Genomic DNA, 13,526 nt, shown 5'->3' with positions numbered 1-13,526 from the left:
ATGACCATCCAGTTCTCCCCCTTCCTGCCCTGGATCGCCATCGCCTTGATCGCGCTGGCCGGCGTGGCGCTGGCCGCACTCGGCTTCTGGCGGGGCCTGCGCGGTTCCTTCGTGCGCGCGGTCGCGCTGGCGCTGCTGGTGCTGGCCCTCGCCAACCCGGTCTTCCTGCAGGAGGACCGCGAGGCGCTGTCGACCGTCGTGCCCGTCATCGTCGACCGCAGCCAGAGCCAGGACAGCGAGGTGCGCACCGCCGCGACCAATGCCGCGCTGGAAGGGCTCAAGGAGCGCTTTGCGCGCTATCCCCGCATCGAGCCGCGCATCGTGGAGGCGGGAGACGACGGCACGTCCGACACGCCCTCGACGCGCCTGTTCGACGCCCTCAACGCGGCCATCGCCGACGTGCCGCGCTCGCGCGTCGGCGGCGCGATCCTGATCACCGACGGCCAGGTGCACGACATTCCGGAGGCCTCCGCCTTTTCCGGCTTCGACGCACCGATCCATGGGCTGATCACCGGCCGGCCGGATGAATTCGACCGCCGCATCGAGGTGGTCAGCGCCCCGCGCTTCGGCATCGTCGGCGAGCCGCAGGAACTGAAATTCCGCGTGGTGGACGACGGCGCCGGCACGGATGCGGCCGCCCGCGTAACCGTGCGCCTCAACGGCAACGAGATCGCCTCTGAGATCGCCGAGCCGGGCACCGAGCAGCCGCTCGGCTTCACCGTGCCGCGCGGCGGCAACAACATTCTGGAATTCGAGGTCGCGCCCGTCGAGGGCGAGATCACCACGGCAAACAACCGCGCGGTCCATGTCATCGAGGGCATCCGCGAGAACCTGCGCGTGCTGCTGGTCTCCGGCGAGCCGCATGCCGGCGAGCGCGCCTGGCGCAACCTGCTGAAGTCCGACACCGCCATCGACCTCGTGCACTTCACGATTTTGCGGCCGCCGGAAAAGCAGGACGGCACGCCGATCAACGAACTGTCGCTGATCGCCTTCCCGACACGCGAACTCTTCGTCGACAAGATCAACGAGTTCGACCTGATCATCTTCGACCGCTACCAGCACCGCGGCGTGCTGCCGATCCTCTACTACGACAACATCGCGCAATATGTCGAAAACGGCGGCGCGCTGCTGATCGCGGCGGGGCCGGAACATGCGGGCAATGATTCGATCGCCAGCACGCCGCTGTCCGTCGTGCTGCCGGCCAACCCGACCGGCTCGATGAACGAGGCGGCCTTCTATCCGCGCCTGTCCGAACAGGGCCGCAAGCATCCCGTCACCCGCGGCCTCGAAGGGGCCGGCGAAGAGCCGCCGCGCTGGGGCCGCTGGTTCCGCACCGTCGACGTGCAGCGCCCCGAGGGCAACGTCGTGATGGAGGCGAACGAGGGCAAGCCGCTGCTCGTTCTGAACCGCGCCGGCAAGGGCCGCGTCGCCATGCTGCTCTCCGACCAGGGCTGGCTCTGGGCGCGCGGCTTCGAAGGTGGCGGACCGCATGTCTCGCTCTATCGCCGCACCGCCCACTGGCTGATGCAGGAGCCGGCGCTGGAAGAAGAAGCGCTGACAGCGCGGACTTTCGGCCGCACCTTGCAGATCAACCGCCAGACGATCGGCGATGCGCCCGGTGAGGCGACGCTGAAGCTGCCCTCCGGCGCCACACAACAGGTGGCGCTGACCGAAGCCGAGCCCGGCCTCTACCGCGCCGAAGTGCCGACCACCGAGACGGGCCTCTACGAGATCACCAATGACGACCTGAGCGCACTCGTGCATGTCGGCGCGGTGGATGCGCCCGAGTTCAAGGCGACGATCTCGACGACGGAGACGCTGAAGCCGCTCGCCGACGCCACCAAGGGCACCGTGCGCCGCCTCGTCGACGAGAATGGCGACGCCATCTCGCTGCCGCCGCTCTTGCCGGTCACCGGCCAGGTGCGCACAGCGGATGCAAACCGCCTATCGCTGCGCATGACGGACGAAACGGTGCTGAAGGGCATCAACTCGCTGCCGCTCTTTGCCGGTTTTGCCGGCGTCGGCCTGCTGCTGCTCGCCTTCTCCGCCACCTGGTATCGCGAAGGGCGCTAGCTGCCTTTTCCATCTGGCGTCGCATCACCCATTCGGCTAGTCTGGCCGCACGGCCGGAGGCGGCCGGCAGACCCGCGCCTTTCCAAGGCATGGCGAACGCCTCCCCAGAAAACCTTTCTCCACCGTTCATCGCTGGGCGAAGGCGTCGGCAATGCGGGCACTGACGAAGACTTCGCCGGAGATGAGGAACGGATATGCGCGACTATCGCGATGCCAAGACCATGGCAAAAACCCTGCGGGAGACGCTCGCCGCCCGCACGATCGAGATCACCCACAGCGAAGCGTTGGAAATCGTCGCCCGCCAGTTCGGCGTCGAGACCTGGAACATCCTGTCCGCGAAGATCGAGGCCAAACCGGCGGTCGGCGGCCCGCAATTCGAGCAGGCCGTGCCGATCGTGCGCATCTTCGACGTGGCGAAGGCGCATGAATTCTACCTTGGCTTCCTCGGTTTTTCCGTCGACTGGGAGCACCGCTACGGCGACAATTTCCCGCTCTACACGCAGGTTTCGCGCGCCGGCCTGCGGCTGCACCTTTCCGAACATGCGGGCGACGCCACGCCGGGCGGCAACATGGTCGTCTACATGAAGGGCATCCGCGGCTTCCAGAAGGAGCTGATCGGCAAGGACTACCGCTACATGAAACCGGGGCTGGAGGACGAAGGCTCGCGGTGGGAGGTAACGGTGACCGACCCCTTCCAGAACCGCATCCGCTTCATGGAATTGAAGGACTGATCAATCCCGACGAGGGGCTTGCCCCTCGTCGCACCGCCAGGCGATGACGCCCTTCAGCCGTTCATGCGTATCCGCCGCAAACGGCATGACCAGCACCCGCGCCGGATCGACCGGCCCCGGAAATGTCAGCGCGTTCCACGCGACCTTCTCGAAGCCGAGCGGGCCGTAATAGGGCGGATCGCCGACGAGGACGACCGCTTCCGAGCCCTTGCGCTTGGCGGCGGCGCAGGCGATGCGCAGCAGTTCGCGGCCGATGCCCTGGTTCTTGTGGGAGGGGCGCACGGCGAGCGGGCCGAGCAGGTGGCCCTTCACGCCGCCGGCCATAACCGGCGTCATGCGCACGGAGGCGATCGTCTCGCCGTCATCGGTGCAGATGAAGGAGAGCGAGAGGTCGTGCGGGCCCTGCTCGCGGATGCGGGCAGCGGCGCGCACATGCCGGCCGGGGCCGAAGGCTTCTTCGTTGATGTGTTCGATGGCCGCGTCGTGGGACGCATCTTCCGTCAGGTAGACGAGATCGTGCTTGAGCATGTTCATGGGAAGCGAGAAACCGTATGCGAAGCTGTGGATGCGGGTGATCGCGCACCGTCGAGGGGTGCGTGCGGGGGCATCAGCGTCGTCGTGGGCTTCCCGGGTAGAACATTCGCTCAACTTCCTCGCCGGCCAATCGCGCCGGTCCTGACCAGCGCGGATAGCAGAAAATCGCCGCTTGTCAAAGAGCAAAACGCACTGTTCATCAAAATGCGCCTATCCACGCCCCGCCCGTGCGCTATCTAAAAGCGAGTGACAAAGCGGAAGGAACGATCATGGGCATGCTGGTGGACGGCGTCTGGCACGACGTCTGGTACGATACAAAGGCGACGAAGGGCCGTTTCGAGCGCGCCGCCTCGCAGTTCCGCAACTGGATCACGCCGGATGGCGCGCCCGGCCCGTCTGGCGAAGGCGGTTTTGCGGCGGAGGCCGGCCGCTACCACCTCTACGTCTCCTATGCCTGCCCCTGGGCGCACCGCACGCTGATCTTCCGCAAGCTGAAAAAGCTGGAGGACCTGATCACCGTCTCCGTCGTCGATCCGCTGATGTTGGCCAAGGGCTGGGAGTTCAAGGGCGAGAACGGTGGCACGCTCGATCCGCTGTTCGGCGCGTCCGCCCTCTACGAGGTCTACCAGAAGGCCGATCCGCATTATTCCGGCCGCGTCACCGTGCCCGTCCTGTGGGACAAGAAGCAGAACCGCATGGTCTCGAACGAATCGGCCGAGATCATCCGCATGTTCAACACCGCCTTCGATGGTATTACCGGTTCGCGCGACGACTTTTATCCGCAAGACCTGCGCGCGGAGATCGATGCGCTGAACGACACGATCTACGACAGCGTCAACAACGGCGTCTACAAGGCCGGCTTTGCGACGACGCAGGCCGCCTATGACGACGCTGTCGTAAAGATCTTCGAGACGCTGGATGGGCTGGAAACGCGGCTTTCCAAAAACCGCTACCTCACCGGAGATTGCATCACCGAGGCCGACTGGCGGCTCTTCACCACGCTGGTGCGCTTCGATCCGGTCTATGTCGGCCACTTCAAGTGCAACATCCGCCGCATCGCCGATTATCCGAACCTTTCAGGCTATTTGCGCGAGCTTTACCAGGTGCCCGGTATCGCCGGGACGGTGAACATGCGCCATATCAAGGAGCACTATTACCGCTCCCACACGACGATCAACCCGACGGGCATCGTGCCGGTCGGCCAGGAGATCGACCTCGACGCGCCACATGGGCGGGAGCAACTCAAGGCCGCCTGACGCTACCAGAAATCCGCAAACGGCGCCCGGCCGGCGAGTTCCTCCAGCCGCCGGCTCGTGGCGAGCGTGGTGGCGACCGGCAGCGCATCGAGCGCAAAGAAGCCCGCCTCGACGATCTCGCGGTCCTTGAGGCGCGCCGCCGTCTGCGTGACGCCGTCGCAGCGGTAGAGCAGCACATGGTCGCGCCGGCTGGTCTGCCGGTTGAAATAGACGTGCACGAGCGCCGGCGGCGCGCCGAGGGCGAGGTTGCCCTCCTCGCGCATTTCCTTCTCCAGCGCCTCCAGCGCCGTCTCGCCGCGCTCGATGCCGCCACCCGGCAGGTGCCAGCCCGGCACGTAGCTGTGGCGCACCAGGAAGACGCGGCCGGCCTCGTCGAAACAGGCGGCGCGCACGCCCATCGTCATGCCGCGGGCAAGCGCGAAGTAACCATGCGCCATGCGCGTCACCAGCCGCGCCAGCAGGCGGCGGGTCGGCGGCGTGGTGCTCGTCGGCGTGTCGTGTTCCATTCTGGCACTTCGCCGGAACCTTTGGGCCAAATCAAGTCTTGCAGCGTCAAAGCGTCGCGAATATCCACGCCTTGCGTTTCCCTTAACGGCCTTATGCTCTAAGGAAAGGTATGTTCAGACTTGCCCATATATCGGACGTCCATCTTGGGCCTCTGCCCGCCCTGACGTTCCTGGAGCTGTTTTCCAAGCGCATCACCGGCTTCGTCAACTGGCACCGCAACCGCCGCCGGCACCTGTTCACCAACACGCTCGACCTGGTGCTTGACGATATCGAGCGGCGCGATCCGGACCATCTGGCAATCACCGGCGACCTGGTGAACCTTGCCTCTTCGCTGGAAATCGCGGCCGTGAAGAAATGGCTGCCGGAAGCGGGCACGCCGGAGCACGTCTCGGTCGTGCCGGGCAACCACGACGCCTATGTGCGCGGCGCCTACGAGAAATCGACGCGCGCCTGGTATCCCTACATGCGCGGCGACGCGGCCCCGGCCGAATGGGAAGAGGACGTGCACGTCTTCCCCTATCTGCGCGTGCGCGGCCAGGTGGCGATCATCGGCTGCTCGACGGCGGTGGCGACGCCGCCCTTTTCCGCATCGGGCTATTTCGGCAGCCGGCAGGCGCGCGAGGCGGTCAACATGCTGCGCGCGGCGGGTGAAGCGGGCCTCTTCCGCGTCGTGATGATCCACCATCCGCCGATCCGCGGCGCCACCTCCTTCCACAAGCGCATGATCGGCATCCGCCGCTTCGCCGCCACCATCTCCACCGGCGGCGCGGAGCTCGTGCTGCACGGCCATACCCATCTCAACACCGTGCACTGGCTGCCCGGCCAGACGAAGCAGGTGCCGGTCGTTGGCATCGCATCCGCCTCGCAGGGACCGGGCGGCCACAAGCCGCCGGCCGGCTACAATCTCTTCTCGATTTCCGGCGCACCGGGGAACTGGAACGTCATGCGCGAGCGCTACGCGCTGACCCAGGACGGCCTTGCGCTGACGCTCGCCGAGACGACGCGTTTCTAAAGCGAGGCCGAATAAATCCCTCCCGCCATCCGTAACAACTCCTCAGAGAGACCTGCCTGCGATATGCTGCAAGGCAGGTCAAAACGAGACGGCCAGCGCCCGGCAGACGATCCGATAGAGAGGGGAACCCATGACAATGCTTCGCCACACCATGCTGCTTTCATTCTGCGCCGCCGTCTCGCTGACGGCGCTTGCCGCCGCCCGCGCGGCGGATTCCGACACCACGACGCCGCCGGTCGCCACCGAAACGACGACCACCTGCACGGACGGCAAGATCTGGAACGAGGAAAAGAAGGAATGCGTCGCGCCCGAGGACCTGAAGCCGGCGGAAGTGACGCCGACCGAAGGCACGCCGGCCGAGGAAAAGCCGCCGGAAGGCGAAGAGAAGAAGAGCCAGATCGATATCGACAACAAGCTCTATGAGGCGGCCCGCGAATTCGCCTATGCCGGCCAGTACGAGAACGCGCTTCGCGCGCTGCGCGCCGCTTCCAACCAGGAAGACCCGCGCATTCTCAACTACATGGGCTACAACACCCGCAAGCTCGGCGACATGCAGCTCGGCATGACCTATTACAAGCGGGCGCTGCAGAAGGACGAGAACTACATTCTCGCCCGCTCCTATATGGGCCAGGCCCTGATCGAGCAGGGTGATATCGAGGGTGCCCGCGTCCAGCTCGTCGAAATCCGCGATCGCGGCGGCGAGAACACCTGGGCTTACCGCGCCCTGCTCCAGTCGCTCGGTGGCGAGCGCACCACTTACTGACATCGCTGGCCGCGCCGTCCGAAAACGGGACGGCGCCGGCCAACAAAAGATCAATCGTTGAGGGAACGCAGGAAACTGCGCTCCGGGTTGCCGTTCATGCTTGCAGAGCTTAGGAAGAATGTTTCATATCAGACACTCGCTGCCCACCCGGGGGCGAATAGAGTTTTGATCCCGAACGTTTCCTTGGAAAAGCAATGCGTCCGACGGCAGAATCGAATGAGTTCCGACGAGAATTGGTCAATTTGCTGCCGAAGCTGCGTCGTTTCGCCATGACACTGACGCGAAACGGCAGCGATGCCGACGACCTCGTACAGGAGGCATGCGAGCGAGCCATCACGCGAAGCCATCTCTGGAACGGGGAAGGCCGGCTGGAAAGCTGGGTTTATGCCATGACGCGCAATCTCTGGGTGGACGAAATCCGCAAGCGAAAGGTCCGCACAGGGTCCGGCACGGTAGATGTTGCCGAGCAGGATAACCTGCATGTCGAGGCATCAGCGGACAAGGCGGTCTATGCCAAGCAGTTGCACAAGTTGATCATGACCATGCCGGAAGGCCTTTCGAGCGTCTTCCTCCTGGTGAATGTGGAAGGCCATAGCTACCGGGAGGCGGCGGATATCCTGGGGATACCGATCGGCACCGTGATGAGCCGGCTTTCGGCGGCCCGCATCAGGCTTGCGGCCATGATCTCCGAACAGATGGAAAGGAGGGCCTGATCGTGGAAAGCACACAGGGTCTCCCGCTCGAAGTACGCTTGTCGGCCTATCTCGATGGCCAGCTTCCGGATTCGGAAGTGGACGAAATCAACGCCATCCTCGCCGAGGACGACGACGCGCGCGGCGTCTACGAGAAATTGAAGCTCGGCAGCGAATTCGGTGCGCGCGCCTTCGACAGGCTGTTGCAGGAACCGATCCCGCTCGATCTGGTGCGCAACATCAAGGACGCCGGCAAGACCGAGGACGAACCGCCGAAATCGGGTTTCGCCGCCATTCCGGTCGCCACCGCCGCCCCGCGCAGAAAATCGCCGTTCTGGCCGAAGGCGCTTGCCGCCTCGATGGCGCTGTTCATTGCAGGCGGTGCCGCCGGCTACCTCGTCTCCGAGCAGCGGGATGCCGCGCAGGAACTCGCCTCCACCCAGTTCGCCCCTGCCCGCACCTGGCTCGACGACATCGCCGACTATCACCGCATCTATTCGCGCCAGACGCGCCATCTCGTGGAAGTGCCGGCGAGCGAGCAGGACCATATCGTCGAATGGCTTTCGGCCAGCACCGGCGTGAATTTTGCCCTGCCCGACCTGTCCGGCCAGAACCTCACGTTCGAAGGCGCACGCCTGCTGGTCGCCGGCGGCAAGCCGACAGCGCAGCTTCTCTACCGCAACGCCGAAAACGAAATCTTCGCCATCTGCTTCCTGCAGAGCGACCCGGTCGGAAGCGCAACTGCTCTCTCAGAGAGCATGCGCAACGATATCGGCCTCGTCTCCTGGCAGAAGGGCAACGCCTCCTATGTGGTGGTCGGCCCCTCGGCAGATCCGGGGCTGGAGCGGCTCGCGGAAACCGTGTCCGCGTCTATCTGACGGCAAAACGAAACCGGCCGGATTCGTTGGAATCTGGCCGGCTTGATCAGATTGCTGCAACGATCAGAAGTCTTCCCATTCGCTCGTCTTGAGGGCCGCATTGCCATGCGACGCCGGTGCGGGACGTCGTGCCGGGGCGGACCGCGCCTGCGACGACGCGACCGCCGCCGGGCGGCGCTGCCCGCCGTCGCGGAACTGCGCAAGCAAGCCCGAAAGCGAGACCGATTCGCTTGCAAGCGTCTGGCTGGCGGCGGACGTCTCTTCCACCATCGCCGCGTTCTGCTGGATCGACTGGTCCATGCTGTTGACGGCGGCGTTGATCTCCTTCAGCGCGGTCGCCTGCTCACGGGCGGCCTCCACGATCGAGACGACGTGACGGTTGATCTCCTGCACGCCGGAGACGATGCCCGTCAGCGCCGTGCCGGTCTGCCCGACGAGGGACACGCCGGCGCGCACCTGCTCGCCGGAACTGTTGATCAATTGCTTGATCTCCTTTGCCGCCGTGGCGGAGCGCTGGGCCAGTTCGCGGACCTCCTGTGCGACGACGGCAAAACCCTTGCCCGCCTCGCCGGCGCGCGCCGCCTCGACACCTGCATTGAGCGCCAGCAGGTTGGTCTGGAAGGCGATGTCGTCGATCACGCTGATGATGTTGTTGATCTCGGTGGACGAGCGCTCGATCTCGCCCATTGCGGCAACGGCCTGGGCGACGACGTCGCCGGATTTTTCCGCGTTGCGGCGGGTTTCGGCAACGAGCGAGCCCGCCTCTTCCGCCCGCTTGGTCGAGTCGGCGACCGTCGTCGAGATTTCGTCCAGCGCCGCCGCCGTCTCCTCGACGGACGCCGCCTGCTGCTCCGTGCGGCGGGCGAGGTCGTTGGTGGCGCCGCTGATCTCGCGGGCGCCGGCATCGATGGAGCCGGCAATGCGGCCGATCGCCTCGACGGTCTCCTGCAACTTGCCGATCGAGGCGTTGAAGTTGACGCGCAGCGTATCGAGTTCGGCGTCGAAGCCCTGCGTGATGCGGTAGTCGAGGCGGCCGTTTGCCATCTCTTCGAGGGCGAGCCCGATCTCGCCGACGGCGGTCGCCGTGCGCGAGGCCTGGATAGAGCGGGCATCCGCGTCGGCGCTCATGCGGGCATGTTCGGCGGCGGCGCGATCCGCATCGACACGCGAGCGTTCGTCAGCCCGGGCGCGGGTCGCATCGCGAACCTCGGCAACGGCGCGCGCCAGGTCGCCGATCTCGTCCTTGCGGCCGTCGGTCACCGACTGGCTGTCGAGTTCGCCGCGGGCCATGGCGCCAAGCGTGGTACGCAGCTGGCCGACCGGGCGCGTGATCGAGCGGCTCGCGAGGAAGGCGGCGGCGAGCGCCAGCACGACGGCGACCGAAAGCTCGATCATCGCCAGGTTCCCGAAGCCGCTCGCCGACATGCGAACGTCGCCGCCGATCGTCTTGTTCAGGTTCTCCTGGTAGTCGATGAACTTGTTGATGGCGCCGAGCCACGAAACGAAGAGCGGACGGGCCTTTTCAAGCAGCACAGTGTGGGCGTTTGCCGCGTCGCCCTTTGCGGTCAGATCGATGATCTCGGCCACGAGCGGATTGGTCTTCGCCTGGATGTCGGCGATTTCCGCGAGGATCGTGCGTTCCTCGGCGGTCGCGCCATCGGGCGGCGTCACCATGTCCGCCATCTTCTTCTCGTTTTCGGCATAGGTGGCGGCGAGCTTGTCGATCAGCGCGATCGCCTCCTTGCGCTCGTCGTCCGAACTGACGAGAACCACGTCACGAATGGCGATGGCGCGGTCGTGCACGCTGCCGCGATAGTTGATCGCGAAGCGCTGCTTGACGCTGTTAACATCGTTGATGCGGCCAAGGTCGTGGTTGATGCTGTTGACCTGCGAAACCGATGTCCACGTCAATACCATCATCAAAACGACGAGAAAGCCGAAGCCTAGCCCGAGACGGGCGGATATTCCGAAGCGCATGCCCATAGTCACATCTCCCCCGATGAGTAGCCACGCGACAATGGCCAGCCATAAGCCGGGTCGCGACTGGCATTCCGTAATGTCATGAAAAGCAGAAATTTGCGGCTTTTCGCGCCGCGTACGCAATGGGTATCGGCCGCCAAAGGCGGCTGCACGATCAAGCAATCATTGCCGCCACCTCATCGATCGAGGCAGCCTTTCGCTATGAACTATAATATTTCACAGGATAGTTAAGAATGTACTGATACAAAAACCCCGGCCGCGAGGCGACCGGGGCGCATTCGATTGTGGCGCGCAAACGGCTCAGCCGCGGATCGCGAGCACGCGGTTGGCGGCCGAAACGATGGCTTCGAGCGAGGCCGTCACGATGTTGGTGTTGATTCCGACGCCGAACAGTTTTCCGCCCGGATGCTCGACTTCCACATAGGCGATGGCGGCTGCGTTCGAGCCGTGCTGGAGCGAGTGCTCGGAATAATCCGCCACCGACATCGGGATGCCGAGATAGATCGACAGCGCGTTGATGAAGCCGTCGATCGGGCCGGTGCCCTTGCCTTCAATGCGCTTCGTCTCGCCGCCGTCGGTGACCTCGGCCGCAACGATGCGCGTGCCCTTCTGGCCGGCATCGTCCGGATAGGTGTGGTGATCGACGAAGCGCAGGCGCGTGCCGGGCTGCGTGACGTAACGGTCCATGAAGCTCTGGTGGATGCGCTTCGAGGGGAGCTCGACGCCCTCCTCGTCGGTGATGCGCTGGATCTCCTCGCGGAACTCCACCTGCAGGTTGCGCGGCAGGTTGATGCCGTAGTCTTCCTGCAGGATATAGGCGATGCCGCCCTTGCCGGACTGCGAGTTGATGCGGATGATCGCCTCGTAGGAGCGGCCGACATCCTGCGGGTCGATCGGCAGATACGGCACTTCCCACAAGGGCTTGTTGGCCTTCTTGATGGCCTTCATGCCCTTGTTGATGGCGTCCTGGTGCGAGCCGGAGAAAGCGGTATAGACCAGTTCGCCGACATAGGGGTGGCGCTCCGGAATGGCCATTTCGTTGGAATATTCGTAGACGGCCTTGATGCGCTCGATGTCGGAGCAATCCAGCTTGGGATCGACGCCCTGCGTGTACATGTTGAGCGCCAGCGTGACGACGTCGACATTGCCGGTGCGCTCGCCATTGCCGAACAGGGTGCCCTCGACGCGGTCCGCGCCGGCCATCAAGGCGAGTTCGGTGGCGGCGATGCCGGTGCCGCGGTCGTTGTGCGGGTGCAGCGAGATGATGACGTTCTCGCGGTTGTCTATGTTGCGGCACATCCATTCGATCTGGTCGGCATAGATGTTCGGCGTCGCCATCTCGACGGTGGAGGGCAGGTTGAGGATCAGCTTGTTGTCGGCCGTCGGCTTGACGATCTCGACGACCGCGTTGCAGATCTCCAGCGCCACTTCCAGCTCGGTGCCGGTGAAGCTTTCCGGGGAATATTCGAAGCGGTAGCCGCCGCCGGCCTTGGCGGCCATGTCGGTGATCATCTTGGCCGCATCGGTGGCGATCTGCTTGATGCCGGAAACATCCTTGGCGAACACCACGCGGCGCTGCAATTCGCTGGTGGAGTTGTAGAAATGGATGATCGGGTTATGCGCGCCTTCCAGCGCCTCGAAGGTGCGAGTGATCAGCTCCGGCCGGCACTGCACCAGCACCTGCAAGGAAACATCTTTCGGCACATTGCCCTGCTCGACGCACCAGCGGGCGAAGTCGAAATCGGTCTGCGAGGCGGAGGGGAAACCGATCTCGATTTCCTTGAAACCCATGTCGAGCAGGAGCTGGAACATGCGGGCCTTGCGGTCGTGGCCCATCGGGTTGATCAGCGACTGGTTGCCGTCGCGCAGGTCCACCGAACACCAGATCGGCGCCTCGGTGATCACCTTGCCGGGCCAGGTGCGGTCCGGGATGTTGATGGTCGGGTAGGCCTGGTACTTGGCGGCGGCCTCGGGCATGCCCTGCTTGGGCGTATGGGTCTTCAAAATCATCGTCTTCGTCTCTTCGTCGTCCCGGCATTCGCGAAAGCGTCTTAGCGCAAGCGTGCGCATTTTGCGACGGCGAATGCTGGCCGTGGGCGGCCAAACCGGAATTAATACGTAGGGTGAAACGAGGAGCTATGGCCTGGGCGGGCTTTTCGGCCGCCGGGCGCTCCTCAACGAACCCGGCAACCGCGCGTAAGGCCGAGAAGAAGAAGCGAGGAGAAGCCGCGCGAACGCTCACGAACAGCTGCGCTGCCGCGGGAAACTCGTTCGATGATCTGTGCGCTGGTCTTCAACATGAGGCCGTCTATACCGGCGGGAGGCGCAAAGCGCAAGCGCCCAAAAGAAAAAGCCCTCCACGACGGGAGGGCTTCGTCAATTCGGAAAGGCAAAAAAGCCTCAGATGTCGCCCTGCGAGGTGACGATGCGCGAGACCAGGCCGTAGCCCTTGGCCTCTTCAGCCGAAAGCCAATAGTCGCGGTCCGTGTCCTTGGCGATCTTCTCGATCGGCTGGCCGGTGGCCTCGGCGAAGATCCGGTTCAGGCGCTCGTTCATCTTGATGATCTCGCGGGCCTGGATCTCGATGTCAGACGCCATGCCGCGGGTGCCGCCCGACGGTTGATGAAGCAGGAAGCGGGTATTCGGCAGGCAAAGCCGGCGTTCCTTCGGCGTCGCGACATAGATCAGCGCACCGGCGGAGGCGACCCAGCCCGTGCCGATCATCCAGACCTTCGGCTTGATGAACTTGATCATGTCGTGGATCGAATCGCCCGATTCGACATGGCCGCCCGGCGAATTCACGTAAATGCGGATGTCCTCGTCGCTGGCTGCGGCGAGCGCCACGAGCTGCGAGCAGACCTTCTGCGCCAGTTCCTGGTTGATCGGCCCATAGATGAAGATCGAACGCGACTTGAAAAGGTTCGCCTCCGTTTCCTTGCCCAGGGGCAGTTCCGTCTTCTTGTCGTCCTCGTCGCTCATGCAAAATCTCCGATTGCTCGTCAGAATAGTCCTGTCGCTGTCAGATAATGCGACTCACCGGCCAAGACAATGCAACAAAACCGATAGCGCGCGATAGAGCACGTCCGCGCCACTCGAAAAG

General features: G+C 64.4%; 12 protein-coding genes. 7 read left to right on the top strand and 5 right to left on the bottom strand.

Annotated elements, in window-relative coordinates; translation table 11 throughout:
• Entirely contained in the window at positions 1-2,073 is a 2,073-nt protein-coding gene (locus AC1RWL_RS26670; RefSeq protein WP_493096455.1) for a hypothetical protein, read from the top strand.
• A gap of 194 nt (positions 2,074-2,267) precedes the next feature.
• Positions 2,268-2,804, top strand: a complete 537-nt coding sequence (locus AC1RWL_RS26665; protein ID WP_493096456.1) for a glyoxalase superfamily protein — start codon at positions 2,268-2,270, stop codon at positions 2,802-2,804.
• Here the strand turns inward: AC1RWL_RS26665 and AC1RWL_RS26660 are convergent, their stop codons facing one another.
• Positions 2,805-3,332, bottom strand: coding sequence for a GNAT family N-acetyltransferase (locus AC1RWL_RS26660; RefSeq protein ID WP_493096636.1), 528 nt, complete (start codon positions 3,330-3,332; stop codon positions 2,805-2,807).
• Positions 3,333-3,607: 275 nt separating this feature from the next.
• On the opposite strand from AC1RWL_RS26660, the gene AC1RWL_RS26655 reads away from it, so the two are divergent.
• Positions 3,608-4,594 carry a glutathione S-transferase family protein gene (locus tag AC1RWL_RS26655; protein WP_493096457.1) on the top strand — a complete coding sequence of 329 codons (987 nt, stop codon included), beginning with the start codon at positions 3,608-3,610 and terminating at the stop codon, positions 4,592-4,594.
• 2 nt (positions 4,595-4,596) lie between these two features.
• Here the strand turns inward: AC1RWL_RS26655 and AC1RWL_RS26650 are convergent, their stop codons facing one another.
• Positions 4,597-5,100: an NUDIX domain-containing protein gene (locus tag AC1RWL_RS26650; protein WP_493096458.1), complete on the bottom strand. Its 504-nt coding sequence runs from the start codon at positions 5,098-5,100 to the stop codon at positions 4,597-4,599.
• 110 nt (positions 5,101-5,210) lie between these two features.
• On the opposite strand from AC1RWL_RS26650, the gene AC1RWL_RS26645 reads away from it, so the two are divergent.
• From AC1RWL_RS26645 to AC1RWL_RS26630, 4 genes are all read left to right on the top strand, one after another.
• Complete coding sequence (locus AC1RWL_RS26645) at positions 5,211-6,113, top strand: metallophosphoesterase family protein (protein ID WP_439616120.1); 903 nt, start codon at positions 5,211-5,213, stop codon at positions 6,111-6,113.
• Positions 6,114-6,243: 130 nt separating this feature from the next.
• Positions 6,244-6,876: a tetratricopeptide repeat protein gene (locus AC1RWL_RS26640; RefSeq protein WP_493096459.1), complete on the top strand. Its 633-nt coding sequence runs from the start codon at positions 6,244-6,246 to the stop codon at positions 6,874-6,876.
• A 194-nt stretch (positions 6,877-7,070) separates the two neighbouring features.
• Entirely contained in the window at positions 7,071-7,589 is a 519-nt protein-coding gene (locus AC1RWL_RS26635; RefSeq protein ID WP_256117553.1) for an RNA polymerase sigma factor, read from the top strand.
• 2 nt (positions 7,590-7,591) lie between these two features.
• Positions 7,592-8,446, top strand: a complete 855-nt coding sequence (locus AC1RWL_RS26630) for an anti-sigma factor family protein (protein WP_492646798.1) — start codon at positions 7,592-7,594, stop codon at positions 8,444-8,446.
• Between the two features lie 63 nt (positions 8,447-8,509).
• On the opposite strand, the gene AC1RWL_RS26625 is transcribed toward AC1RWL_RS26630, so the two are convergent.
• From AC1RWL_RS26625 to AC1RWL_RS26615, 3 genes are all read right to left on the bottom strand, one after another.
• The gene (locus AC1RWL_RS26625; RefSeq protein WP_493096460.1) at positions 8,510-10,429 is read right to left on the bottom strand and encodes a methyl-accepting chemotaxis protein; all 1,920 of its coding nucleotides are present in this window, start codon (positions 10,427-10,429) and stop codon (positions 8,510-8,512) included.
• Positions 10,430-10,726: 297 nt separating this feature from the next.
• The gene (gene leuA, locus AC1RWL_RS26620) at positions 10,727-12,436 is read right to left on the bottom strand and encodes a 2-isopropylmalate synthase (RefSeq protein WP_493096461.1); all 1,710 of its coding nucleotides are present in this window, start codon (positions 12,434-12,436) and stop codon (positions 10,727-10,729) included.
• Between the two features lie 390 nt (positions 12,437-12,826).
• Positions 12,827-13,405, bottom strand: coding sequence for an ATP-dependent Clp protease proteolytic subunit (locus tag AC1RWL_RS26615; RefSeq protein ID WP_256117556.1), 579 nt, complete (start codon positions 13,403-13,405; stop codon positions 12,827-12,829).
• Between the last annotated feature and the right edge of the window lie 121 nt (positions 13,406-13,526).

The organism is Shinella sp. GW821-FHT10F02, assembly GCF_058809275.1.
This window is presented reverse-complemented; position numbering and strand designations above follow the sequence as displayed.